The organism is Sphingomonas sp. PvP055, assembly GCF_040546365.1.
In the GTDB taxonomy this organism is placed as follows: Bacteria; Pseudomonadota; Alphaproteobacteria; order Sphingomonadales; family Sphingomonadaceae; genus Sphingomonas; species Sphingomonas echinoides_A.
The window spans coordinates 1,308,956-1,332,875 of record NZ_JBEPNS010000001.1 but is presented as its reverse complement, the minus strand read 5'-3'; the positions used below and the strand labels follow the sequence as shown (position 1 = coordinate 1,332,875).

The 23,920-nt window shown below is 66.5% G+C and carries 24 protein-coding genes and 1 pseudogene; 13 read left to right on the top strand and 12 right to left on the bottom strand.

Features of this window, described 5'->3' with window-relative positions; translation table 11 throughout:
- Window positions 1–80: 80 nt before the first annotated feature.
- Window positions 81–1,262, top strand: a complete 1,182-nt coding sequence (locus ABIC16_RS06410; protein ID WP_354290471.1) for a DUF3089 domain-containing protein — start codon at window positions 81–83, stop codon at window positions 1,260–1,262.
- Here ABIC16_RS06410 and ABIC16_RS06405 read toward each other — a convergent pair.
- The 4 genes from ABIC16_RS06405 to mutM all read right to left on the bottom strand — a co-directional run bounded on the left by ABIC16_RS06405 (window position 1,248) and on the right by mutM (window position 5,566).
- Window positions 1,248–2,420, bottom strand: coding sequence for a glycosyltransferase (locus tag ABIC16_RS06405; RefSeq protein ID WP_354290470.1), 1,173 nt, complete (start codon window positions 2,418–2,420; stop codon window positions 1,248–1,250). The two genes, ABIC16_RS06410 and ABIC16_RS06405, sit on opposite strands and share 15 nt — an antisense overlap.
- A 93-nt stretch (window positions 2,421–2,513) precedes the next feature.
- Window positions 2,514–3,917, bottom strand: coding sequence for a chromosomal replication initiator protein DnaA (dnaA, locus tag ABIC16_RS06400; protein ID WP_354292271.1), 1,404 nt, complete (start codon window positions 3,915–3,917; stop codon window positions 2,514–2,516).
- A 468-nt stretch (window positions 3,918–4,385) separates the two neighbouring features.
- The gene (gene rpsT, locus ABIC16_RS06395) at window positions 4,386–4,649 is read right to left on the bottom strand and encodes a 30S ribosomal protein S20 (protein WP_277969427.1); all 264 of its coding nucleotides are present in this window, start codon (window positions 4,647–4,649) and stop codon (window positions 4,386–4,388) included.
- A gap of 107 nt (window positions 4,650–4,756) precedes the next feature.
- Window positions 4,757–5,566 (bottom strand): bifunctional DNA-formamidopyrimidine glycosylase/DNA-(apurinic or apyrimidinic site) lyase, encoded by an 810-nt coding sequence (gene mutM / locus ABIC16_RS06390; protein ID WP_354290469.1) that lies wholly within the window; start codon window positions 5,564–5,566, stop codon window positions 4,757–4,759.
- 56 nt (window positions 5,567–5,622) lie between these two features.
- Between mutM and ABIC16_RS06385 the strand changes: the two genes are divergently transcribed.
- The 4 genes and pseudogenes from ABIC16_RS06385 to coaBC all read left to right on the top strand — a co-directional run bounded on the left by ABIC16_RS06385 (window position 5,623) and on the right by coaBC (window position 10,331).
- On the top strand, window positions 5,623–6,354 hold the full coding sequence (locus tag ABIC16_RS06385; protein WP_354290468.1) for a class I SAM-dependent methyltransferase: 732 nt from the start codon (window positions 5,623–5,625) through the stop codon (window positions 6,352–6,354).
- 139 nt (window positions 6,355–6,493) lie between these two features.
- Entirely contained in the window at window positions 6,494–8,026 is a 1,533-nt protein-coding gene (ubiB, locus tag ABIC16_RS06380) for a 2-polyprenylphenol 6-hydroxylase (RefSeq protein WP_277969430.1), read from the top strand.
- On the top strand, window positions 8,017–9,153 hold the full coding sequence (locus ABIC16_RS06375; RefSeq protein WP_354290467.1) for a hypothetical protein: 1,137 nt from the start codon (window positions 8,017–8,019) through the stop codon (window positions 9,151–9,153). The genes ubiB and ABIC16_RS06375 overlap by 10 nt, the downstream gene beginning before the upstream one ends.
- A pseudogene (gene coaBC, locus ABIC16_RS06370) lies at window positions 9,150–10,331 on the top strand (bifunctional phosphopantothenoylcysteine decarboxylase/phosphopantothenate--cysteine ligase CoaBC). Before ABIC16_RS06375 ends, coaBC begins: the two are co-directional and overlap by 4 nt.
- A gap of 52 nt (window positions 10,332–10,383) precedes the next feature.
- On the opposite strand, the gene ABIC16_RS06365 reads toward coaBC, so the two are convergent.
- Window positions 10,384–10,611, bottom strand: coding sequence for a DUF3072 domain-containing protein (locus ABIC16_RS06365; protein WP_354290466.1), 228 nt, complete (start codon window positions 10,609–10,611; stop codon window positions 10,384–10,386).
- Window positions 10,612–10,755: 144 nt separating this feature from the next.
- Between ABIC16_RS06365 and dut the strand changes: the two genes are divergently transcribed.
- The 5 genes from dut to wecC are packed head-to-tail and all read left to right on the top strand — an operon-like array spanning window position 10,756 to window position 14,824.
- A complete protein-coding gene (gene dut, locus ABIC16_RS06360; RefSeq protein WP_354290465.1) occupies window positions 10,756–11,205 on the top strand; it encodes a dUTP diphosphatase in 450 nt (149 codons plus the stop codon).
- Window positions 11,202–11,594, top strand: coding sequence for a hypothetical protein (locus ABIC16_RS06355; RefSeq protein ID WP_277969434.1), 393 nt, complete (start codon window positions 11,202–11,204; stop codon window positions 11,592–11,594). Before dut ends, ABIC16_RS06355 begins: the two co-directional genes overlap by 4 nt.
- A gap of 11 nt (window positions 11,595–11,605) precedes the next feature.
- Window positions 11,606–12,358, top strand: a complete 753-nt coding sequence (locus tag ABIC16_RS06350) for a HesA/MoeB/ThiF family protein (RefSeq protein WP_277969435.1) — start codon at window positions 11,606–11,608, stop codon at window positions 12,356–12,358.
- 35 nt (window positions 12,359–12,393) lie between these two features.
- Window positions 12,394–13,545 carry a non-hydrolyzing UDP-N-acetylglucosamine 2-epimerase gene (gene wecB, locus ABIC16_RS06345; RefSeq protein WP_354290464.1) on the top strand — a complete coding sequence of 384 codons (1,152 nt, stop codon included), beginning with the start codon at window positions 12,394–12,396 and terminating at the stop codon, window positions 13,543–13,545.
- Window positions 13,529–14,824, top strand: a complete 1,296-nt coding sequence (wecC, locus tag ABIC16_RS06340) for a UDP-N-acetyl-D-mannosamine dehydrogenase (protein WP_354290463.1) — start codon at window positions 13,529–13,531, stop codon at window positions 14,822–14,824. The genes wecB and wecC overlap by 17 nt, the downstream gene beginning before the upstream one ends.
- A 45-nt stretch (window positions 14,825–14,869) precedes the next feature.
- On the opposite strand, the gene mnmA is transcribed toward wecC, so the two are convergent.
- Window positions 14,870–15,997, bottom strand: coding sequence for a tRNA 2-thiouridine(34) synthase MnmA (gene mnmA, locus ABIC16_RS06335; protein WP_354290462.1), 1,128 nt, complete (start codon window positions 15,995–15,997; stop codon window positions 14,870–14,872).
- 123 nt (window positions 15,998–16,120) lie between these two features.
- Between mnmA and ABIC16_RS06330 the strand changes: the two genes are divergently transcribed.
- From ABIC16_RS06330 to ABIC16_RS06320, 3 genes are all read left to right on the top strand, one after another.
- Window positions 16,121–16,354 (top strand): hypothetical protein, encoded by a 234-nt coding sequence (locus tag ABIC16_RS06330; protein ID WP_277969439.1) that lies wholly within the window; start codon window positions 16,121–16,123, stop codon window positions 16,352–16,354.
- 106 nt (window positions 16,355–16,460) lie between these two features.
- A complete protein-coding gene (sciP, locus tag ABIC16_RS06325; protein WP_277969440.1) occupies window positions 16,461–16,760 on the top strand; it encodes a CtrA inhibitor SciP in 300 nt (99 codons plus the stop codon).
- A 105-nt stretch (window positions 16,761–16,865) separates the two neighbouring features.
- Window positions 16,866–17,120, top strand: coding sequence for a GlsB/YeaQ/YmgE family stress response membrane protein (locus tag ABIC16_RS06320; RefSeq protein ID WP_277969441.1), 255 nt, complete (start codon window positions 16,866–16,868; stop codon window positions 17,118–17,120).
- A gap of 78 nt (window positions 17,121–17,198) precedes the next feature.
- Here ABIC16_RS06320 and ABIC16_RS06315 read toward each other — a convergent pair whose 3' ends face one another.
- From ABIC16_RS06315 to rpiA, 6 genes are all read right to left on the bottom strand, one after another.
- Window positions 17,199–17,918, bottom strand: coding sequence for an SIMPL domain-containing protein (locus tag ABIC16_RS06315; RefSeq protein ID WP_277969442.1), 720 nt, complete (start codon window positions 17,916–17,918; stop codon window positions 17,199–17,201).
- 104 nt (window positions 17,919–18,022) lie between these two features.
- Window positions 18,023–18,832, bottom strand: coding sequence for an HAD family hydrolase (locus tag ABIC16_RS06310; protein WP_354290461.1), 810 nt, complete (start codon window positions 18,830–18,832; stop codon window positions 18,023–18,025).
- Window positions 18,829–19,812: a phosphogluconate dehydrogenase (NAD(+)-dependent, decarboxylating) gene (gene gnd / locus ABIC16_RS06305; protein ID WP_354290460.1), complete on the bottom strand. Its 984-nt coding sequence runs from the start codon at window positions 19,810–19,812 to the stop codon at window positions 18,829–18,831. The genes ABIC16_RS06310 and gnd overlap by 4 nt, the downstream gene beginning before the upstream one ends.
- 87 nt (window positions 19,813–19,899) lie before the next feature.
- Entirely contained in the window at window positions 19,900–21,009 is a 1,110-nt protein-coding gene (tal, locus tag ABIC16_RS06300; protein ID WP_277969445.1) for a transaldolase, read from the bottom strand.
- On the bottom strand, window positions 21,009–23,090 hold the full coding sequence (tkt, locus tag ABIC16_RS06295) for a transketolase (RefSeq protein WP_354290459.1): 2,082 nt from the start codon (window positions 23,088–23,090) through the stop codon (window positions 21,009–21,011). The genes tal and tkt overlap by 1 nt, the downstream gene beginning before the upstream one ends.
- A gap of 70 nt (window positions 23,091–23,160) precedes the next feature.
- Window positions 23,161–23,820 carry a ribose-5-phosphate isomerase RpiA gene (rpiA, locus tag ABIC16_RS06290; protein WP_354290458.1) on the bottom strand — a complete coding sequence of 220 codons (660 nt, stop codon included), beginning with the start codon at window positions 23,818–23,820 and terminating at the stop codon, window positions 23,161–23,163.
- Window positions 23,821–23,920 lie beyond the last annotated feature (100 nt).

Genomic DNA, 23,920 nt, shown 5'->3' with positions numbered 1-23,920 from the left:
CCGCGCTATTGGTTTCGCAGGACATGCGCCTGCCGGACGGTAGCTCCCTGGCGAGGCGCGAGAAGGTCGGGACCGTATCGATGAAATCGCTTGCCGCCATCCTGCTGGCCACTGCCGCCCCGACCGTCGCGACGGCGCAGTCCCCCGCCCCGGCCACGCCGCAAGCCGCCCCCACCTACACCAACCCGGACGACTGGCTGTGCCGCCCCGGTCGCACCGACGCCTGCTCGGCAAACCAGGACGCGACGATCATCCGCGCCGATGGAACGCGCACGATCGAACGCTTCGACGCCGACGAGAACCCCAAGTTCGATTGTTTCTACGTCTATCCGACGGTTTCGGCCGACCCGACCCCCAATAGCGACATGGCCGCCGGCCCCGAGGAAGTCGCCGTCGCAACCAGCCAGGCGGCGCGCTTCACCAAGCATTGCCGCGTGTTCGCGCCGCTATACCGCCAGATGACGCTGGTTGCGCTGCGCGAGGCGCTGCAGGGCAAGCCGATGCCCGACATCCGCGCGCGCGCCTTCGCCGATGTGAAGGCCGCGTGGGAGGAATATCTCGCCTATGACAACCACGGCCGCGGCGTCGTTCTTATTGGCCACAGTCAGGGTGCGGGGCTGCTCAAGGACCTGATGGCGCGCGAGATCGAAGGGAAGCCGGTCCAGCGCCAGATCATCTCGCTGATCATCCCCGGCACCAATGTCGCGGTTCCGGTCGGCAAGGATGTCGGGGGCGATCTCAAGTCGACGCCCATGTGCCGCAGCAACAAGCAAAGCGGCTGCCTGGTCAGTTACGTCAGCTTCCGCGCCGATTCCCCGCCGCCCCAATTCAGCCGCTTCGGGTCAGTCGATCAGCCCGGCATGACCGCCGCTTGCGTCGATCCCGCCGCGCTCGACGGGCAGTCCAAGCCGACCGACGCATATCTTGGCGCCGCGGGGGCCGGAATGGGCAGCGCGCGGCAAGGCGCCTGGAGCCAGGACGGCGCGCCGGTCACCACCCCCTTCGTCAAGGTCCCCGGCCTGATCAGCACGCGCTGCGTCACCGCCGGGCGGTTCCGCTATCTCGCGGTGACGACCAACGCCAACCCTGCCGACAAACGCACCGACACGATCGTCGGCGAGATCGTCCGCGACGGACGCCCGCTCGCGGCTTGGGGGCTGCACCTCATCGACATGCCGGTCGTGATGGGCGATCTGGTCGAACTGACCGAAGATCAGGCGAAGGCGTGGCTGGCGAAGAACCCGCCCTCACCTGCGGGCTGACACGATCCCCGCGAGATGCGCGTGGAGCGCGGCGGCGTTCGCCGCCCAGGTGAAACGCGTCGCGCCACGCCGGACCGCGATCGGATCGATCGATTCGGCCAGGACCGCCGAAAGGCCGGAAGCGAACCCCTCAGGGGTGCGCGCGACGATTCGTCCGTAGGCGCGATCGGTCATCACTTCGCGCGCGCCGCCAGCGTCGGCGATGACGATCGGTGTCCCGCACGCGAGCGCTTCGACCCAGGCATTCGCCAGCCCCTCCGATTCGGACGCAAGCGCCATCGCATCCGCCGCCGCGAGCAATGCGGGGAGGTCCGCGTGCGGGACGGCGCCAAGCAACCGGACGCGGTTGCCAAGCTTCAGCGCCTCAACCCGCGCCGCGAGCGCCGCCCGCTCCGGGCCATCGCCCACGACGATCAGCGTGGCGTTGGGCAAATGGGCGAGCGCGTCGATCACGATGTCATGCCTTTTGCGCGGGATGAGCGCGCCAAGCGAGACGATCAGCGGACCGGAGACGCCGAGCGCAGCTTTTGCCGCCGCTTGTGGCCGTGGCGCGAATCGGTCGAGGTCGACGCCGGTGTGGTGAACGCGAATCCGGTCGCCCGGCATGCCGAGCGCAATCATGTCGTCGCGCATCGCCTGCGAGACCGCGAGCATCCCGTCCGCCGCGCAGCCTGCGGCAAGCACGCGCTGTGCGGTAGACCGACTGCGCCCCCAATGATGGATATCCGCGCCGCGCGCCTTGATCGACACCGGCACCCCGAAATGCCTGCCGAGCGCGATCGCGGCGGGGCCGTCCGGGAAGAAGAATTCGGTGTCGATCACGTCGAACGCGAAGTCGCGGCGGATCGCCCGCAGGACCGGGATCAACGCGCGCGTTAGCGCGGCGGCATGAAACCGACCGCCGGTCCCCGGGATCGTCAGGAAGCGCGGGCGGCGCACGTCGAGCCCGCGCCACGTCTCCTGCCGCGGCAAGGTGGCCAGCGCACCGAAGCGCGCGTGACTCGAGAGTGGCCATGGCGGCAAACCGACGGGGGCAACGACGCGGAGCTCGACATCGTCGCGCGCCGCCAGCCCGATCGTCTGGCGTTCGACGAACACCCCGAAATTGGGGCGCGTCGCATCGGGGAAGAGGGTCGACAGGGTCAGGACGCGCAGCATGCACCGTCGCTAGCGCGCTTTCGATAACGAAAGGTGTGCGGCCTGCCCCTTTGGTGATCGCCTGGCGGTCCCGGTCGCGCCGGGACCGCTGGCTTAGCCTTCCAGCTGCCGCAGCAGCGTGCGGACCGAGCTGTCGATCTCATGGTCCTTGTCGCGCAGATCCTCGATCCGGCGGACCGCATGGATCACGGTCGAATGATCCCGCCCGCCGAACTTGCGCCCGATCTCGGGGAGCGACCGCGTGGTCAGCCGCTTCGCGAGGTACATGGCGATCTGGCGTGGCCGTGCGACGACAACCGCACGGCGTGCCGAGACCAAATCGATCGGCTTGATTTCGAAGTGCGCGGAGACCGCCTTCTGGATCTCGTCGATCGTGACCCGGCGTTCGGCCCCGCGCAGCACGTCGCCGAGGGTGGCGACCGCGAAATCGAGGTCGATCTCAACGTTGCTGAGCTGCGCATATGCGACGACGCGGTTGAGCGCGCCTTCGAGATCGCGGATGTTGGCGGTGATCCGCGATGCGAGCAGGTCGAGCACCGGCGCGGGCACGCGTGCATTGGGCATGTCGACAAGCTTGCGGTCGAGCACGCGCCGCCGCAGCGCCAGATCCGGCGCCTTGATGTCGGCGACGAGACCGCACGACAGCCGCGACGTGATCCGTTGCTCGACACCGTCGAGGCCCTGCGGGCAGCGATCGGCCGAGATGACGAGCCGCTTACCCGCGCCCATCACTTCGTTCATCGTGTGGAAGAATTCTTCCTGCGTCGCATCCTTGCCCGCGATGAACTGGAGATCGTCGATCAGCAGCAGATCGGCGGCGCGCAACCGCGTCTTGAACGCATGCGTCTCGCGCGTGCGGAGCGCCTGGACGAATTCGTACATGAACCGCTCGGCCGACATCAGCAGCACGCGCGCGCCGGGGACCGCCATGAGATAGGCGGCACCGATCGCGTGCATCAGGTGGGTCTTGCCCTGCCCTGTGCCGCTGTGGAGGAACAGCGGGCTGAACCGCGGCGCTCCCGGCTGCGCCAGTGCAACCGCCGCATTGTACGCGACGAGGTTCGACGGATCGACCACGAACCGGTCGAAGGTGAACCGCGGATCGAGCGACGGGCGCTCGATCGTCGGCACCGGGTCCGCCGGTGCGATATTGGCGGGTGCGGGGAGCGTCTCCACCGTCACCACCTGTGCCGAGCGTGCGAGCGTCTCGATCGAGACGCTGCGCACCGCCGGGATGAGCACGCGGAACTCGTGCAACAACCGGTCGGCGTAATGATTCCGTACCCAATTTGTCATGAATGCCGACGGCAACCCCAGACGCACCGCGTCCAGGTCGCTTCCGGGAATCAAAACGATCGGCTTCAGCCACTGGTCGAACAACCGTACGCCCGAAGACTCGCGGAGATTCGTACGGACCGTGGCCCATGCCTGCGCAACCATGTCGTCCTGCGTCTCGCTGGCGCTATGGTTGTTCGCGATCGCTACCCCCTGCCCCAAAGATGCCACGACAAAACCCTTCCTTCGCCCCCCGGCCAAACCAGCGGGGCGTTACTGTAAAACGGACAAAAAACCCCACAGCCGGAATCAAGTCCGCCTGAACGTGCCATTCGAATTGAGTCGCGAGACGATCGTCTGCGCGGTGAGGGGCCAGTTATGAAGAAGCACCCGAGTCTATCAATCCCTGCCCCAGTCAGATTTCTGAAATAATCAGGATTGACTCGGATTCAGCCAAGGATTCACGTCAAAAATCTTACAATCCTTTGAGATTGCTCAGTTTTTGATCGTTACACTTCCGTGAAGGTTATGCGAATCGCGGTAAATGCGGGCTTTCCCAGAACGGGACGACGCAGGTTCTTGCGATGTTCTTCCGGGGTCGAAAATACACCTTTCGGACGATGCCGAAAGCACGACAAAAAGCCCGCCGGACAGTGTCCGGCGGGCGAATTGATTACGCGAACGAAGGGTTCAGGCGAGCGCGGTAAGGCGCTTCGTCAACCGTGCGAACTTCCGCGATGCGGTGTTCTTGTGCAGCACGCCCTTGGCGACGCCGCGCATCAGCTCGGGCTGAACCTGCAGCATCGCAGCAGACGCTGCTGCCTTGTCGCCGGACTCGAGCGCCGCTTCGGCCTTCTTGACGAAGGTACGAATGCGGCCGACGCGGTTGCCGTTTACCAGTGCCCGTGCAGCGTTGCGACGGATACGCTTTTTCGCCTGTGGCGTGTTCGCCATGAAGCCCTCTGACTTTAGAAATAAGAAAGGGCGGGAGATGTCTCCCGGCCCCGGAAGCCGCTGCCCTTACCGAGAAGGATATCGTCGGTCAATCACTTTGCGCAGGATTAGCGCTGACAGGTGGGGCACCAGAAGGTCGACCGCCCCCCTTCGGCATAGCGCTGGACCAGCCCGCCACAGGCGCACGGCTGCCCTTCGCGGCCATAGACCGCGAACTGCTTGGAAAAATATCCGAGCTCGCCATCGGGCTTGGCGTAATCGCGCAACGTCGATCCCCCCGCCTCGATCGCGGCGAGCAATACCGTGCGAATCGCCGGCACGAGTCGCTCGAGCTTCGCGCGCGAGACCTCCCCCGCGGCGCGCTTGGGCGAGATCCCGGCGAGGAACAGCGCCTCGCACACATAGATGTTGCCCAGCCCCGCAACGATCCGCTGGTCGAGCAGCATCAGCTTGATCGACGCGATCCGGTCCTTGAGCATCCTGTGCAGATACGCAGCGGTGAGATCCGGCCCGAGCGGCTCGGGTCCGAGCGCGAGGAACGCCGGAAACGCCGCGAGCGCTGCGGTCGAGACGAGATCGACCGAACCGAACCGACGCGCGTCGTTGAGCGCGAGCCGGTGCTTCGCGGTTTCGAGGATGAGGTGATCGTGCAGCAACAGCTCGACCGGATCGACTCGCCAGCGCCCCGACATGCCGAGGTGAAAGATCATCGTGTCGCCGCGATCGGTAGCGATCAGCCCGTATTTCGCGCGGCGACCGAGCGCGGTGACGGTCGCGCCGGTCAGGCGTTGCCCGAGATCCTCGGGGAAGGCGCGGCGCAGGTCGGGGCGGCGGAGCTGCACCGCGGTAATGCGCTGCCCCTCGAGTACCGGGCGCAGGCCCCGCACGGTGGTTTCGACTTCGGGCAATTCTGGCATCGCAATCAGCTAGGTTGCGTTTGCCCGCGCCACAAGCACTGGCTAGAGCGGGCGGCATGAACGATACAGTCTCCTTCGGCTACGAAGACATCCCCGCCTCCGAAAAGACCGCCCGCGTCGGCGGCGTCTTTTCCAGCGTCGCCTCGCGCTACGACATCATGAACGATGCGATGTCGGGGGGCATGCACCGCGTGTGGAAGGACCGCTTCGTCCGCCGTCTCAAACCGCGGGAGGGCGAGCAGATCCTCGACATGGCGGGCGGCACCGGCGACATCGCCTTCCGCATCGCTGAGTCTGGCGCGAGCGTGACGGTTGCGGACATCAACCCACAGATGCTCGAAGTGGGCATGGAGCGCGCGGCCAAGCGCGGGATCGACGGGTTGGTGTGGACCGAGGCGAACGCCGAGACGCTGACCTTCCCCGACCGTTTCTTCGATGCGTACACGATCGCGTTCGGGATCCGGAACGTGACCGACATCCCCAAGGCACTCCGCGAGGCGCACCGCGTGCTGCGGCGGGGCGGGCGGTTCTTCTGCCTCGAATTCTCGACGACCGTGTGGCCGGGGTTCGCGGACGTGTACGACGCCTATTCGCACAAGGTCGTGCCGCAGCTCGGCAAGCTGCTCGCGCAGGATGCGGACAGCTATCGCTATCTGATCGAATCGATCCGGCGCTTCCCCGACATGCCGACCTTCGAGGGGATGATCCGCGATGCGGGGTTCATCCAGACCGGCGTCGAGCCGATGCTCGGCGGGCTGGTCGCGATTCACCACGGCTGGAAGATTTGATGGGGCCGTCTCTCAAAGCCCCTCCCCTTCAGGGGAGGGGTTGGGGTGGGGCCGTAGCGGGCGGTTGTGCCTGCGGCTGCGTCATCGCCCAGCACTGCCCCACCCCCAACCCCTCCCCTGAAGGGGAGGGGAGAAGCGTATGACCGCGCCTGCTGTTCATCTGTGGCGCTTGCTTCGCTGGGGTCGCACGCTTGCGCGCCATGGCGCGTTGCAAGGGATCGAACGTGATCCCAACACCCCTGCCCCGGTGCGCCGCCTCGCGCGGATCGCACGGTTCGGGGCGCGCGTGCCCAAGGTGCCGCGCTATGCCGATGCGCTCCAGGCGATCGGCCCCGCCGCCATCAAGCTCGGGCAGACGCTCGCGACTCGTCCTGACATGGTCGGCGATGCCGCCGCGCTCGACCTGATGCGGTTGCAGGATGCGCTGCCCCCCGTCCCGTACGAGACGATCCACGCCGCGCTGACCCGCGCGTTCCAGCGCGACCCCGCCGAGCTGTTCCAGTCGATCGAGCCGGTGCCCGTCGGCGCCGCGTCGATCGCGCAGGTCCACCGCGCGGTGACGACCGACGGCCGCACCGTCGCGATCAAGGTGCTGCGCCCCGGGGTCGAGGAAGACTTCACTCGCGCGATCGACACCTACGAATGGGCCGCCGCCCAGGTCGAGGCGATGGGCGGCGAACTTTCGCGCCTGCGCCCGCGCCTGACGATCGAGACGTTCAAGCGCTGGACCGCGCGCGAGCTCGATTTGCGGCGCGAGGCCGCGTCTGCGTCCGAGCTCGCCGATTCGATGCAGGCCGAGCCCGACTTCACCGTCCCCAAGATCGACTGGCAGCGCACCACCGGCAAGGTGCTGACGCTCGAATGGATCGACGGTATCAAGCTGTCGAACCGGCCTGCGCTGATCGCGGCGGGGTATGACTTGCCCAAACTCGCGGACACGCTGGTCCACGCGTTCCTGCGGCAGGCGATCGCGGAAGGATTCTTCCATGCCGACATGCACCAGGGCAATCTGTTCGCTTTGCCCGGCAACAAGATCGCGGCGATCGACTTCGGCATCATGGGCCGGATCGACCGGCGCGCGCGCGTCTGGCTGGCGGAGATCCTCTACGGGCTGATCACCGGCAATTACAAACGCGTCGCCGAAATCCATTTCGAAGCAGGCTATGTGCCGTCGCATCACAACGTCGCCGAGTTCGCGACGGCGCTGCGCGCGGTCGGCGAGCCGATGCGCGGGATGGCGGTGAAGGACATGTCGATCGGGATGATGCTCGACGGGCTGTTCAACATCACGCGTGACTTCGACATGCAGACCCAGCCGCATCTGCTGCTGCTGCAGAAGACGATGGTGATGGTCGAGGGCGTCGCGACCAGCCTCGATCCCGAGATCAACCTGTGGGATGCCGCCGCGCCGTTCGTGCGCGAATGGATCCGGACCGAACTCGGGCCGGAAGCCGCCGTCGCAGACCGGATCGTCACCGATCTGCGCACCTTCGCCCGCCTGCCCGACCTGATCCGCAACATCGAGCGGCGGTTCCCGGATCCGCCCGGCGCGCCGCCCGAGCCGCCCTTGCGCCATATCGAGATCGTCCGCTTCGGCGGGTGGCGGTACGCGGTCGTCGCGATCGTCAGCGCCGCCGCGAGTCTCGGCGCCGGGTGGATGCTGTGGGCGTAGCCACGCCCCCGCCGGTAACGACTCGCACGCCGCTGTGGCTCACGCTGCCGTCGCGCTTCAACGCGCTGACGCGGGTACAGGCGCTGTGGACGCTGGGGCTGCTCGCGCTGTTGCTGACGGCGACGCTGCTCGCGCTCGCGGCGCCCGGCCCCGGGGCGGGACATGACGGCGCATCGGTCGCCGACGTGCAGGGCGAGGTCGTCCCGTACGAAACGATCGTATCGGGCATTCGCGGCGGCGGGGATTATTACACCGTCACCGCCAACGCCTTGCGGCGCGGCGCCTATCCGCTGCGGCCGTTCCTCACCTTCCGCCTGCCGGGGCTCGCGGTGATCGAGGCGCATGTTCCGCCGCTGGGGATGCAGGCGATCCTGTGGGCGCTGATCGCCGGGACCGCCGCTGCGCTGTTTCTGCGGTTGCGCCCAGCCTTTATCGGACCGATCCCGCTCGCCTCCGCGATGCTGTTGCTCGCCGCCGGGATGGTGGCGTTCGTCCAGAACGGGTTGATCGCGGTTCACGAAGTCTGGGCCGGGCTGCTGATCGCGCTGTCGCTCGCGCTGCGGCGCGACGATCGCTGGGTTGGCGCGGTTTCGTTCGGGCTGATCGCGATGCTAATCCACGAAACCGCGGCATTGTATGTCGCGATCATGGCGATCCTCGCGCTGCTGGAAGGCAACCGGCGTGAAGCGTTCGGTTGGGGCGCGACGCTGTTGGTGCTGGCGGCCGCGCTCGCCTTCCATGCGCACGCCGTGTCCGAGGTGGTTCGGGTGACCGATCCATTGGCGTCCGAGGGGGCGGGCTTGCTCGGCTTCGGGTTCTTCGTGCGCGCGATGACAGTGTCGACCGCGCTGGCCGCCCTGCCCGTCGCGCTGGCCGCGCCGCTGGTAGGACTTGCGCTGTTCGGCTGGGCCAGTTGGGCGGAGCCGCTGGCGCTCCGCGCGCTGACGGTGTTCTGTGGTTATGCTGCGTTGCTCGGGGTGTTCGGGCGCACCGACACTTATTATTGGGGGTTGATGATCGCGCCCCTGCTTCCGATCGGCCTCGCCTTCGCGCCGGATGGCCTCCGCGATCTGGCGGCACGCGCGCGGGACCGTCGCCGGATCATCGTCAAAAGGCTGGTGCGATGAAGATCCTGCTGATCATCGGGGGCGGCATCGCGGCCTATAAGGCGAGCGAACTGATCCGGCTGTGCCGCAAGGCCGGGATTTCGGTCAAATGCGTGCTGACCGCGGGGGGCGCGCATTTCGTGACGCCGATGACGCTCGCTGCACTGTCCGAAAATCAGGTGCATACCAGCCTGTGGGACCTGAAGGACGAGGTCGAGATGGGGCACATCCAGCTCAGCCGCGAAGCCGATCTGATCGTCGTCGCGCCCGCGACTGCGGACTTGATGGCCAAGATGGCGGCAGGCATCGCCGACGACCTCGCCACCACGCTCCTGCTCGCAACCGACAAGCGCGTACTCGCCGCGCCTGCGATGAACGTACGCATGTGGCAGCACCCCGCCACCGTCCGCAACGTCGCGACGCTGCGGGGGGATGGCGTCACCGTGCTGGACCCCGACGACGGCGCGATGGCATGTGGCGAGTTCGGCCCCGGACGCCTGCCCGAACCGTCCGCGATCCTTGCCGCGATCCAGCGAATGCTCGGCGCCTGAATGGCGGACGAACTGACCCTTGCGGGACGGCACGTGCTCGTCACCGCCGGTCCGACGCACGAGCCGATCGACCCGGTGCGGTATCTGGCCAATCGCTCGTCCGGAAAACAGGGGTTCGCGATTGCGGCGGCGCTGGCGGCGCTCGGTGCGCGCGTGACATTGGTGGCTGGCCCGGTCACCCTGCCGACTCCCGCTGGCGTCGACCGGATCGACGTGGAAACCGCGCTGGAGATGGCGGCGGCGGTCGACGCGGCGCTGCCGGTCGACGTCGCGGTGATGGTGGCCGCGGTGGCGGACTGGCGAGTCGAGGGCGCTGCGCAGAAGATCAAGAAGGGCGGCGAAACGCCTGTCCTGCGGCTGGTCGAGAATCCGGACATACTTGCGACGCTGGCGCGCAGTGCGCGGCGGCCGCGTCTGCTGATCGGCTTCGCGGCGGAGACCGAACACGTCCTCGAACATGCCGCAGCAAAGCGGGCGCGCAAGACCGTCGACTGGATCGTCGCCAACGATGTGTCTGGGGACGTGATGGGCGGCGCCGCGAACACGGTACACCTGCTCACGCAGACTGGGGTAGAGAGCTGGGAGCGCATGCCCAAGGATGCGGTTGCTGCTCGGCTGGCAGAGCGGATCGCCGCCGCCTTGGTATAAGACTCGCGCTGCCGCCGGCCCCGGTCCGGGACGACGGCAGCGTGCGATCGGCTTAGTGGCCGACCTTCTTCTTCAATTCGTCGATCATGATCGACGCATCGGCCTTGCTCAGGTCCGCGCTCGGCGCGTCAACCTTGGCTTCTTCGGCCAGCGTGGTGAGGTAGGACGCCTGCGCCCCCGTCATGGGATCACCGCCCGAGACCCAATCGGCTGGATCCTTCTCGGTGTTCGAATCGGGATGTTCGTCGAGTTTCGGGTTGTGGAGCGTCTCGTCGGCCATGATAGGTCTTCCTGTGTTTCTCGTATGTTCTCAACCCGCAAGCGCGTTTCAGGTTCCGCACATCGCGACCGGAACGCCGGACTTTAGGCAAGGAAAGATCGACGCGGGTTCGCGCGGCGGCGAACGCGCGCTAAGGGTGACCGCATGACGACACTTCCGATCACGATCCAGTTGAAGACCCTTCCCCACGGCGAAGGGCTCCCGCCCCCCGCCTATGCAACCGACGGCGCCGCCGGCATGGACGTCGTCGCGGCCGAAGCCACGACGCTGCAGCCCGGCGCGCGCGCGGCGATCGCGACGGGCTTTGCGATCGCGATCCCGCCGGGGTTCGAGGTGCAGGTTCGTCCGCGCTCGGGGCTTGCGCTGAAGCACGGCGTGACCTGCCTCAATACGCCGGGAACGATCGATTCGGACTATCGCGGGGAGGTGAAGGTGATCCTGATCAATCACGGACAGGCCGCGTTCGAGATCGCGCGGGGTGACCGGATCGCCCAACTCGTCCCCGCCCCGGTTCAGCGCGCGTCGCTGGAAGCGGTCGACGTTCTGGACGATACCCAACGCGGCACTGGGGGTTTTGGATCGACGGGACGATGATCGCTGCACTTCTCCTTCAGGTTGCGGAGGCGCCTTCGGGGCCCCCGCCGCTGCCCTCGGATTGGTCGGCGCTGCCGACGCTGCCCTATGTCGCGCCGCGTCAGGCGACCCCGCAAGTCACCGCCTTTGTCTCGCGCGAAATCGCTGCCGGGCGCTGTGTCGCGCAACGGCCGGCCGACGGGCATTATGTCCTGCCGGTCGAGGTCGCGACGCTGGTCGGCGTCGATGGTAGCGTCCGGCGCGTCGTGCCGCATGCGATCGCCTGCCCGACGATCGAACAATATGCCGCGGGTCTGGTGTCCGGCTTCGCGCGCGGCAACGTCGCGCAGTTCAAGCCGGCCGCCGACACTTGGTATCGCACCACCATCGTGTTCGACTGGCACGGATGACACAGGCAGGGATGACGCCCCTCGAAGACGCCGAACTCGACCGCTACGCCCGCCACATCGTCCTGCGTGAGGTCGGCGGCGCGGGTCAGATGCGGTTGAAGGCGGCCAGCGTCGCGATCGTCGGTGCCGGCGGCATCGGCAGTCCGGCGATCCAGTATCTTGCCGCGGCGGGAGTCGGTCGGCTGGTGATCATCGACGACGATCATGTCGACGTGTCGAACCTGCAACGCCAGACGCTGTTCGGCGACGCGGATGTCGGCGTAGCGAAAGTCGCCGCCGCCCGCGCCGCTGCACTCCGGATCACGCCGCACGTCGCGGTGGAAACGCGCGGGGAACGGCTCGACGCCGGGAATGCGGCGACGCTGCTCGCGGGCGTCGACGTGGTGCTCGACGGGACCGACAGTTTCGCGACGCGCCTCGCGGTGGCTGATGCCGCGCACGCCTTGCGCATCCCGCTTGTTTCCTCGGCGGTCGGGCAGTTCGAAGGGCAACTCGGCGTGTTCCGCGGCTGGGAGCCGGACAAGCCGTGTTACCGCTGCTTCGTCGGCAGCGCGCAGGACGCTGCGGGCGACACTTGCGCCGAACAGGGCGTGATCGGCGCGATGACGGGGGTGATGGGCAGCCTCGCCGCGCTCGAGACGCTGCGCAGCATCGTGGGCTTCGGGGAGGACAGCGCGGGCAAGCTGTTGCTGGTCGACGCGCTTGCGTTCCGCTTCCGGACGCTCACACTCCCCAAGGACCCGGGATGTTCGTGCTGCGGTTAGCCTGACTTTAAGCGATGGAGGATTAGGGGCGGAGCATGATCGAACCCGCTCCCCTCCGCCGCCCGCGCAAAGTCCTCGTCATTTTCGGCACCCGCCCCGAAGCGATCAAGTTGTTCCCCGTCGTTGCCGCGCTGTCGGCGACGCCGGGGTTAGTGGTGCGGACCTGCGTGACGGCGCAACATCGCGGGTTGCTCGACCAGGTCCTGTCGATCGCAGGCCTTGTGCCCGATGTGGATCTCGACCTGATGGAGCCCGGCCAGTCGCTCGACCGGCTGACCGCGCGGCTACTGACCGCGCTGGGCGACGTGATGGATGCCGAGCAGCCCGACCGCGTGATCGTCCAGGGCGATACCGCGACCGCGATGGTCGGGGCGCTCGCGGCCTATTATCGCAAGGTGCCGGTCGCGCATGTCGAGGCGGGGCTGCGCTCGGGCGACATCTACCATCCGTGGCCGGAGGAAGTGAACCGCCGGATCGTCGCCCCGATTGCGGACCAGCATTACGCGCCGACCGAAACCGCCGCCGCCGCGCTCCGCCGCGAGAATATCGACCCCGCGACGATTCACGTGACCGGCAACACCGTGATTGACGCGCTGCACGCGACGCGCGCGAAGCTCGCCGCCGATCCGTCGCTCGCCGCCGGGCTCGACGACATCGCCATGCGCTTTGCGGGCAAGCGGATCATCCTCGTCACCACGCATCGCCGCGAGAATTTCGGCGGCGGGATGGAGAATATCGCGCGCGCGCTCGCCCGGATCGCGCAGCGGGACGACACCGCGATCCTCTTCCCGGTCCACCCCAACCCCAATGTCGTCGCGGTGATGGACGCTATGCTCGGCGACCGGCCCAATATCGCGCGGATCGATCCGCTCGATTACCCGCACTTCATCCGCGCGCTCGATCTCGCGCATATCGTGCTGACTGATTCGGGCGGCGTGCAGGAGGAAGCACCCGCGCTCGCCAAGCCGGTGCTGGTCATGCGCGAGACGACCGAACGCCCCGAAGGCGTCGAAGCGGGCACCGCGCGGCTGATCGGGACCGATTCCGACCGCATCGTTTTCGAAATATCAACGCTCCTCGACGAAAAGCAGGCGTATCAGGCCATGGCCCGCGCCCACAATCCGTTCGGCGACGGCCATGCGTCCGCAAGGATCGCAAAGGGTGTCGCCAATGGTTTCGGATTCTGAACTCAAGGTCGTCGTCGTTGGCCTCGGGTATATCGGCCTCCCCACCGCCGCGGTGATCGCCCGGACCGGCGCGAAAGTGCTGGGGCTCGACGTTTCGGCGCATGTCGTCGAGACCGTCAATTCGGGCAAGGTCCATATCGAGGAAGTCGACCTCGACGGGCTGGTTTCGGGCGTCGTCGCGCGCGGATACCTGCGCGCCTCGACCGAGATCGAACCGGCGGACGTGTTCGTCATCGCGGTGCCGACGCCGTTCGCGGACGATCATGCCCCCAACATCGGCTATGTCCTGCGCGCGGCGACGACGATCGCGGCGGTGCTCAAGCCGGGCGACGTGGTGATCCTCGAATCGACCTCGCCCGTCGGCACGACCGAGAAAGTCCGCGACTTGCTCGCGCAGTTGCGGCCCGATCTCAAGGTGCCGGGGCGGACCGGCGAAAGCGCCGACGTGGCGATCGCCTATTGCCCCGAGCGCGTTCTGCCGGGACGCATCCTGGTCGAGCTGATCGACAATGACCGCGTGATCGGCGGCATCACCCCGCGTTGCGCACGCAAGGCGTTGCAATTCTACCGCCGCTTCGTCCGTGGCGCATGCGTCACCACGACCAGCCGCGCCGCCGAGATGACCAAGCTGACCGAAAACGCGTTCCGTGACGTCAACATCGCCTTCGCCAACGAACTCAGCCGCGTGGCGGACACGATGGACGTCGACGTGTGGGAAGTGATCCGCCTCGCCAACCGCCATCCACGCGTCAACATCCTGTCGCCGGGCCCGGGCGTCGGCGGGCATTGCATCGCGGTCGACCCGTGGTTCCTGGTCCATGCCGACCCCGCCAACACGCCGCTGATCCGCACCGCGCGCGAAGTAAACGACGCGAAGATCGACTATGTGGTCGATCGCGCAGAGGCGATGGTCGCAGCCAATCCGGGCGTGCGCGTCGCGTGCCTCGGGCTCGCGTTCAAGGCGAACATCGACGATTTCCGCGAAAGCCCGGCGCTCAAGGTGGCGACCGCGCTGGCGCAGCGGTTCGGGGATCGGCTGTGCGTGGTGGAGCCCTATACCAACGCTCTCCCCGCCGCGTTCGACGGGACGGGCGCGCGGCTGGCCGACATCGATACCGCGATCGAGACGTGCGGGATCATGATCGTGCTGGTCGATCACGACGTGTTCAAGTCGGTGCCGGTCGATGAGCGCGGCGACAAGATCGTCTACGACACGCGCGGCATCTGGCCGGACCAGCCGCGGAGCATCCCTCGCGAGCCAATGCGGCTGGCGGGGTAACCGTGACACGTTCCTCCGGTTGAGGGAGTGTCAAACCCTAGTCAGTCAGCCTGAAACCGCGAACGTCTCCGCGGCAACGTAGGCGCTCTCGGTTTCCTCGATCCAGCCGCCGCCGATCACCCGGTCTCCGCCGTACAGCACGGTCGCCTGCCCCGGGGCGACGCCATATTCGGGCGCGTCGAACACCACCCAATCGCCGTCGCGGCGCGCGGGCACGGGCTTGGCGAGCGAGCGGACCTTGGCGGTCAGCGGACTATCATAGTCCCCGCCCAGCCAGTTGATCCCGCTCAGGCGCGCCGCGCGCACCGCGAGCGCTGCACGCGGGCCGACGACGACGCGGCGAGCCTCAGCCTCCAGCCGGATGACGTAGAGCGGCTCGGGCGTACCGCCGATCTCGAGCCCGCGCCGCTGGCCGACGGTGAAGTGGATCAACCCCTTGTGCCGCCCGAGCACGCGGCCCTCGGCATCGACGATCTCGCCCGCGGTATCCGCCTCCGGGCGCAGCTTCTTGACCAGCCCGGCATAATTCCCGTCAGGCACGAAGCAGATGTCCTGGCTATCGGGCTTGCCCGCAACGCCGAGGCCGAGTTCAGCCGCGATCTCGCGCACGCGCGGCTTGGGCAAGCCACCAAGCGGGAAGCGAAGATAATCCAGCTGGGTCTGCGTCGTCGCGAACAGGAAGTAGCTCTGGTCGCGCGCCGGGTCGAACGCCCGGTGCAACTCGGCGCCCGCCGGTCCCTCGACGCGGCGGACGTAATGCCCCGTCGCAAGGCAATCCGCACCGAGATCACGCGCAGCGGTGAGCAGATCGGTGAACTTTGGCCCCATGTTGCACTGGATGCACGGGATCGGGGTGCGACCGGCGAGATAATCGTCGGCAAAACGGTCGATCACCTGGTCGCGGAAGCGCGTTTCGTGATCGAACACGTAATGCGCGATCCCCAAACGGTCGCACACCGCGCGCGCGTCGCGGATATCGCGCCCCGCACAGCACGATCCGGCCCGCCCGACTGCTTCGCCGTGATCGTAGAGTTGCAGTGTGATCCCGATCACTTCCGCCCCCGTCCGCACCGCCAGCGCGGCGACGACCGAGCTGTCCACGCCGCCCGACATCGCGACGACGATGCGCTTGCCCGCGCCATCGGGGCCCAACTGAAAATCTGCGTCTGTCATGATGCGGGGGAGATAGGCCTTTCCCGCGCAACTTGCAAAACCGGTCCGAATTCTACCGGCAGCTTTACGCGCCCTTTAGAACCTGTGGCGTAAACACCCGCATCGCCCCTCGTGGAAGTATGTGTGGACCTCAGCTTTTCCAGATTTGAATCGGACGTGCATGTCGTGGCCTTGTCGCCCGAGCTTGCCGTTCTGATGGTCGGGGTGGCGGCACGACAAGCCGCGAGCCCGACCGCGCTGGCACAGGCCCGGTTGCCCCGCATTCACCGCAGCGATCCGTTCACACCGACGCACGGCGCGTTCAACCTCGCGGCCTGGGATATGGTCGCCGCGCGAGACGAGCGGAGGAAAGCGTGAACCCGCTGTTTACCGAGACGCTTTAGCCAGCGTTCAAGTCCAGTGCCTTATGACCGTAACAACTTCGCTGATAGGGGCCACCGCCCCGAGACAAGGTCTTGTAAGAATGATCGAGAACCAAAAGATCCGCCCCGCAAGAGTGATCGGTCCGCTCGGTGAACCCCTGACGCTCGAATCCCTGCCCCCGCCCGAGACGACCCGCTGGGTCGTGCGGCGCAAGGCGGAGGTTGTGGCGGCGGTGAACGGCGGGCTGCTGTCGGTCGACGAGGTTTGCGAACGCTACGGTCTGACGGTCGAGGAGTTCGCCGGATGGCAGCGCGCGATCGACCGTTCGGGGATGCCGGGCCTCCGCGTGACGCGGATCCAGCACTATAAATCATTGTACGAACGTCAGCAAAAATACTGATTTACGTTTCAGCGCGGCTTTGCTCGATCCGGGGCCGGAACAAAAATCAGGGTTTGTGAGTCTTGTCTCCGTCATCCCGGACATAACCGGGCAACGGAGGGTAAAATGGTTGGACTTATTGTTTGGCTCGTCGTCGGTGGCGTGTGCGGTTGGCTTGCCAGCATGATCATGCGTACCGATGGCCAGCAGGGGATTATCCTCAACGTCATCGTCGGCATCATCGGTTCGGTGATTGCATCGTTCCTGTTCGGCGCTGGGATCAACCAGGCGATCACGATCAACACGTTCATCTATTCGCTGATCGGTGCAGTCATTCTGCTCGCGATCGTGAACCTGGTGCGTCGCGGTACGGTTCGTTAAGACGACAGTCCAACCGGATGATCGGGCCGCTGGGGAAACCCAGCGGCCCTTTTCATGTCCGGCGTTCGCGGGCGCCGGTTACTTCAGCAGGAAGCGGACCGAGACGGTGACGCTGACCTGCGTTTCACCCGCGGCGATCGGCGTCGAATCGCTTGCCTTCATCGCGCGCGCCATGGCGAAGACCGGCGGCTGTGGGTTCGACCCGTCGTTCGTTCCATTTTCGCTGATCGTGACGATCCGCACCACGCTCATGCCGGCGGCCTTGGCGTAGAGCTCGGCGCGCGTCCGCGCGATTTTCACCGCATCGGCGCGTGCTTCGTCCAATGCGGCTTCGGGCTTGTCGAGCGACAGCGTGGGGCCGTCGATCTGGTTGGAACCCTGCGCCACGAGCGCATCTAGGATCGCGCCCGACTTGGCGACGTCGCGGAAGCGGATCGAGACACTGTTGCTAGCCTGATAGCCGGTCACCGCGGGGGGCTGGCCCTCGGTGTAGCGATATTGCGGATTGAGCGCGACGCTTGCGGTTCGGATGTCGCGCTGTGCGACGCCCGCCTGCTTGAGCGCGGCGAGCACGCGCGTCATGCGCGTCGCATTCTCGGACAGCGCGGCGGCGGCGGTCTGGCCCTGCGTCACGACGCCCGCGCGGATCGTCGCCACGTCGGGAACGCGCTCGGTACGCCCTTCGGCGGACACGTCGAGCAGGGCACCGTCGGGCAGGATCGTCGGTGCGACCTGCGCCATCGCAGGGGTGGCCATGGCCAGAACCGCCGGAACCAGCAGCATCATCTTCGAACGCATCGTCTTCTCCCAGAATAACGGGCGCAGGCGCCCGGTCGGGACCCTGTTGCCATCTTTGGATGAAACGAGCGATGAACAATCGTTACGCACGGCGCGCGAAACGGTCAGCGATCCCCGAGGATTGCGGTGATCGCCTGGGCCACGCCGTCGTCGTCGTTGCTGGCGACGACATGGGTCGCCTTGGCACGAACCGCTTCCGGCCCCTGCCCCATCGCGAACGACACCGCAGCACGCGCGAACATCGGCAAATCGTTCGCCTGATCCCCGAATACCGCGATCTGGTCGAGCGGAACCGCAATGGCATCGGACAGCGCGGACAGCCCGTCGCCCTTGTTGCCGGTGCGCGGCGTCACATCCAGATAATAGGTCTGCGACTGCACGATCGTGGCGCTATCCGCGAAACCGTCCATCCGCTTGCGCAGATCGATCAGCAAGTCGGGATCGTCGCTGACGAAGGTGACCTTGTCCGCGCGGTCGAACAGGTCGGAGAAGTCGGACGTCACGATCGGGTCCTGGTTGGACGCGCGCTTTTCGCTGTCGACATGACCGCCGACAGCGGTGCTGGCGTACCACAGGTCGTCCGCGAACACCCAGGTGTCGACCGCGGCATCCTTCGCTGCGGCAAAGATCCCCTCGACCACGGCGCGGTCGATCCGGTCGGCCTGCAGCACGGTGCCATCGCGGCGGAAGACGGTGCCACCGTTGAACGCCCCCATCGGCCAGTCGATTTCCAGCGCCTCGGCGATCGGCATCATCCCCGATCGTGGTCGTGCGCTGATGATGCTGAAGCCGATCCCGGCGGCGCGCAGGCGCGCGACCGCGTCGCGCACCCCCGCCGTGACCGCCTTGCTGCTGTCGACCAGCGTGCCGTCGACGTCGGACACGACCAGCTTGATCGCGGGGGCCGTGCTCATTGCGGCATCTCGACATGCCCGCCGAAGCCGAAGCGCATCGCGGACAGCAGCTTGTCCCCGAACGTGTGGTCGACCCGGCTGCGATACCGCGCGAACAGCGCCGCCGACAGGACGTTGACCGGAACCGCTTCCTCCATCGCCGCCTGGACGGTCCAATGGCCCTCGCCCGAATCGGCGACCTGCCCCGAGAAATGATCGAGCATCTGGTCCTTGGCGAGCGCCGAGGCGGACAGATCGAGAAGCCACGACGAAATCACTGACCCGCGCCGCCACACTTCGGCGATATCGGTCAGGTTGAGGTCGAACCGCTCATCCTCGGGAAGCTTGTCCGACGACTTGCCCTTGAGCACGTCGAAGCCCTCGGCATAGGCCTGCATCAGCCCGTATTCGATGCCGTTGTGGACCATCTTGACGAAGTGCCCGGACCCGGCCGGCCCAGCATGGATATAGCCCTGCTCGGCGCGCGGGTCCGCCGTCGCTACGTCGCGTTCGGGGGTGCGGGGAATCGTCCCCATGCCGGGCGCGAGCGCGGAGAGGATCGGATCGATATGGTCGACCGCTTCCTTGTCGCCGCCGATCATCATGCAATAGCCGCGCTCCAGCCCCCACACGCCGCCGGACGTGCCCACGTCCACATAGCGGATGCCCTTTTCGGCGAGCATCTTCGCGCGGCGGATGTCGTCCTTGTAGAAACTGTTGCCACCGTCGATCACGATATCGCCCGACTCGGCAAAACCGCCGATCGTGGCGACGGTCTGTTCGGTCGGCTCGCCGGCGGGGAGCATGACCCAGTAGATTGCCGGGCTGTCGAGCTTACTCCGCATGTCGTCGAGCGACGTCGCCCCGGCGGCGCCATCGCCGACAAGTTTCTGGACCGCGGCCTCATCCCGGTCGAACACGACGGCCTGATGCCCCGCGCGCATGATCCGGCGCGCGATGTTGCCGCCCATACGGCCAAGGCCGATGATACCGATTTTCATGATGCGCGCACTCCAGGATGGGATCAGATATGAGAACGTCCGCCCCGGGGGCTCCCCGGGACGGACGCGTAAACGCCTAAGGACGTGTTAGGCTGCAACCGGATGCTTGGCGGCGATCGCGCCGAGCAGATCGTCGAACGCCTTGGAGAAGGAGGCCACTCCCTCGTCCACCAGTTCGTCGGTCACGCCGTCGAGATCGAGCCCGAGCCGTTCGGCTTCGGACAGGACATGACGCGCACCGGCGATATCCTGCGTCAGCGTTTCAGCCGCCGTACCGCGGAGGCGATAGGCGTCGAGCGTCTTGGGCGGGATCGTGTTGACCGTGTCCTTGCCGATCAGCGTGTCGAGATACAGCGTGTCGGGATAATCGGGATTCTTGGTCCCGGTCGATGCCCACAACAGCCGCTGGACCTGCGCACCCTTGGCGGCGAGCGCCTGCCAGCGCGACGAGGCGATGAACTCTTCATACCATGCGTACGCCAGCTTCGCGTTGGCGATTGCGACCTTGCCCTTGAGCGGCTTGGCTTCGTCGCCACCCACTCCCGCGTCGATCTTGTCGTCGATCTTCGCATCGATCCGGCTGACGAAGAAGCTCGCGACGCTGGCGATCTTGTCGATCGGCTCACCGCGCGCGGCGCGCTTCTCTAGACCCTCGACATAGGCTTCCGCCACCGCCTGATAGGCACTCTGCGAGAACAGCAGCGTGACGTTGACGTTGATCCCGGCGTCGATCGTCGCGGCGATCGCGGGGACACCGGCTGGCGTGCCCGGGATCTTGATCATCACGTTGGGCCGGTTGACCGCCTTCCACAGCTTCTGCGCCTCGGCGATCGTCGCATCGGTGTCGTTCGCCAGATAGGGCGAAACCTCGAGGCTGACATAACCGTCCTTGGCATCGAGCCGGTCATAGACCGGGCGGAGCGTGTCCGCCGCAGCCTGAATGTCGAGGATCGCCAGATGCTCGTACCGGTCGATCGTCGGCGCGTCGGGGTTGGACTTGTCGTACGCGGCGAGCTCGGCATCATACGCGTCGCCATGCCCCATCGCCTTTTCGAAGATCGACGGATTGGATGTCACGCCGGTCAGCGCGTCCTCGTCGACCATCTTCTGAAGGCTGCCCTCGGCGAGGAACTTCTTCTCGACGAAATCGAGCCAGACTGCCTGGCCGAGTGCCGCCAGTTCGTTGAGCTTGCCCATCACTTGGTCTCCCGCAGTTCGTTGGCGATCTTCACGATATTGTCGACCGTGAAGCCGTATTTGTCCTGAAGCTTGGTGATCGGCGCGGACGCGCCGAACGTCGACATGGTGACCGTCCGACCATCGAGCCCGACATAGCGATCCCAACCGATCTCGCCCGCCATCTCGATCGCGATCCGCGCCTTCACGCTCTTTGGCAGGACCGATTCCTTATAGGCCGCATCCTGGAGCTCGTAGCGATACCAGCTCGGCATCGACACGACCCGCGAAGCGACACCGCTTTCCTTGAGCTTCTCGTGCGCGGCGACCGCGAGCGAGACTTCCGAACCGGTCGCGATCAGGATGACCTCGGGGTTCTCGTCGCCGTCGAGGACATAGGCGCCCTTCTTGAGGCCATCCGCGCTTGCATATTTGGTGCGGTCGAGCGTCGGCAAAGCCTGACGCGACAGGACCAGCGCGGTCGGGTGGCTCGCATCCTCGACGACAGCGCGCCACGCGGCGGCGACTTCGTTCGCGTCGCCCGGACGGATCGTGTCGAGCCCCGGGATCGCCCGCAGCGTCGCGAGATGCTCGATCGGTTGGTGAGTCGGGCCGTCTTCGCCGACGCCGATCGAGTCATGCGTGAACACCCAGACCGAGCCGACTTCCATGATCGCCGAGAGGCGGATCGGTGCGCGCATGTAATCGCAGAACACCAGGAAGGTGGAGCCGTAGCCACGCAGGTGCGATAGCGTCATGCCGTTGACGATCGAACCCATGCCGTGCTCGCGCACGCCAAAGTGGAAGTTGGTGCCGCCGTAATTGTCCGCCTCGAACGAGGGCGCACCCTTGATGTCGGTCTTGGTCGACGGCGCGAGATCGGCGGAACCTCCGAGCAGCCACGGCAGCTTGGGCGCGATCGCGTTGAGCACCTTTCCCGAGGAATCGCGCGACGCGACGCCCTTGGCGTCCGCCTCGAACACCGGAATGTCCGCGTCCCAACCATCGGGCAAGCTGTCCGACAGCATCGAATCGAGCTGGTTGGCGAGTTCCGGGTGCGCCTTGCGGTACTCGACGACCTTGGCTTCCCATTCCGCGCGCAGCGGTGCCGCGCGGTCGAGCATCGATGCCTTGAAACGCTCCGCGACGCCGTCGGGAACGAGGAACTGCGCGTCCTCGGGCCAGCCGTACGCCTTCTTCGTCAGGCGGATGTTGTCCGCGCCGAGCGGCTCGCCATGCGCCTTTTCGCTGCCCGCCTTGGGGCTGCCATAGCCGATTACCGAGTGGACGACGATGAAGGTCGGCTTGTCGGTCGTCGCCTTGAACGCGTCGAACGCGGCAGTGAGCGCACCGACGTCATTCGCATCGTCGACGTGGATCACGTTCCAGCCATAGGCCACGAAGCGCGCGCCGACGTCCTCGTCGAACGCGAGCGCGGTGTTGCCCTCGATCGAGATATGGTTGCTATCGTAGATCCAGCACAGGTTGGACAGCTTGAGATGTCCCGCGACCGATGCGGCCTCGGCAGTAACACCTTCCATCATGTCGCCATCGCCGCAGAGCGAATAGACGTCGTGATCGAACAGCGTGAAGCCCGGCTGGTTGAACCGCGCCGCGAGCCAGCGCTCAGCGATCGCCATGCCGACCGAGTTGCCGCAACCCTGGCCAAGCGGACCGGTCGTGGTCTCGACGCCGGTGGTGTGGCGATACTCGGGATGGCCCGGCGTCTTCGAGTCGAGCTGGCGGAACTGCTTGAGATCCTCGAGGCTCAGCGCCTGCTTGCCGGTCTTGTTGCCCTCGGCATCGATTTCTTCGATTCCGGCGAGGTGAATCAGCGAATAAAGCAGCATCGACGCATGGCCGACCGACAGGACGAACCGGTCACGGTTGGGCCAGTCGGGCGTGGTCGGGTCGTAGCGCAGGAACTTGGTCCACAGCGTCTGGCCGACCGGCGCGAGCGCCATCGGGGTGCCGGGGTGCCCGGAATTGGCCGCCTGGACGCCATCCATCGAGAGCGTCCGGATCGTATCGATCGCGAGCCGATCGGCACTGCCGTCTTCGTAAACGCCGGCATCGGCGGTTTGGATCGGGGTATCAGCCATGGAGCAGGTTCACCTTGTTGTTGCGCCCTGAACGCTTCCGCGTCGGTCGGGTTGCCGGAATGGGTGGGGTTTAATCCGGAGCGCGTCTGCGTTCCAGTCGCGTAACGATGCCATGGTCAGCGATATAGGCAGCGGAAACTTCGTAGAGAAACAGGCCGTGGCCGAGCGCGCCCGGGATCTGCGCAATGTCGGCGGCGAGGCGGACATGGTCCGTGTCGAGCGGAAAGTGACAGTCCAAAACGGGGTTTCCCTGATCGGAGACGAACCCCGCGCGCGGGACGACCGTGCCGCCGAGCGCGACGAGGCGGGCGGCGACAAAGACTTGCGCGAAGGGGAGGACTTCGACCGGGATCGCCGCGGCGCCAATGGTCGCCACCCGCTTGGACGAATCAGCGATCACGATCATCCGCGCGCTGGCGCTGGCGACGACCTTCTCGCGCAGCATTGCCCCGCCGGCGCCCTTGATTGCCCAGAACTGCGAATCGATCTCGTCGGTACCGTCGATCGTCAGGTCGATCCGCGCGGGCAGATCGATCAGCGCGATCCCCGCCGCACGCGCCAGCGCTTCGCTCGTCAGGCTGGTCGCGACCGCGCGAATATCGAGCCGACGCTCGCCGAGCGCGGCAATCGCAAACGCGGCGGTCGACCCCGTACCCAGCCCGACCACCATGCCCGGCTGGACCTCTCCTATGGCAGCGAGCGCAGCGGCGCGTTTGTCCGACTCGTTCATGCCGCACGCCTTAGCATCATGGCCGCGCGCGGGAACCCCGCTCACCCGCTCAGGTCATATTTCCGCTGGCCCCCCGCCGCGCCACAGGGCAAAGCCCGAC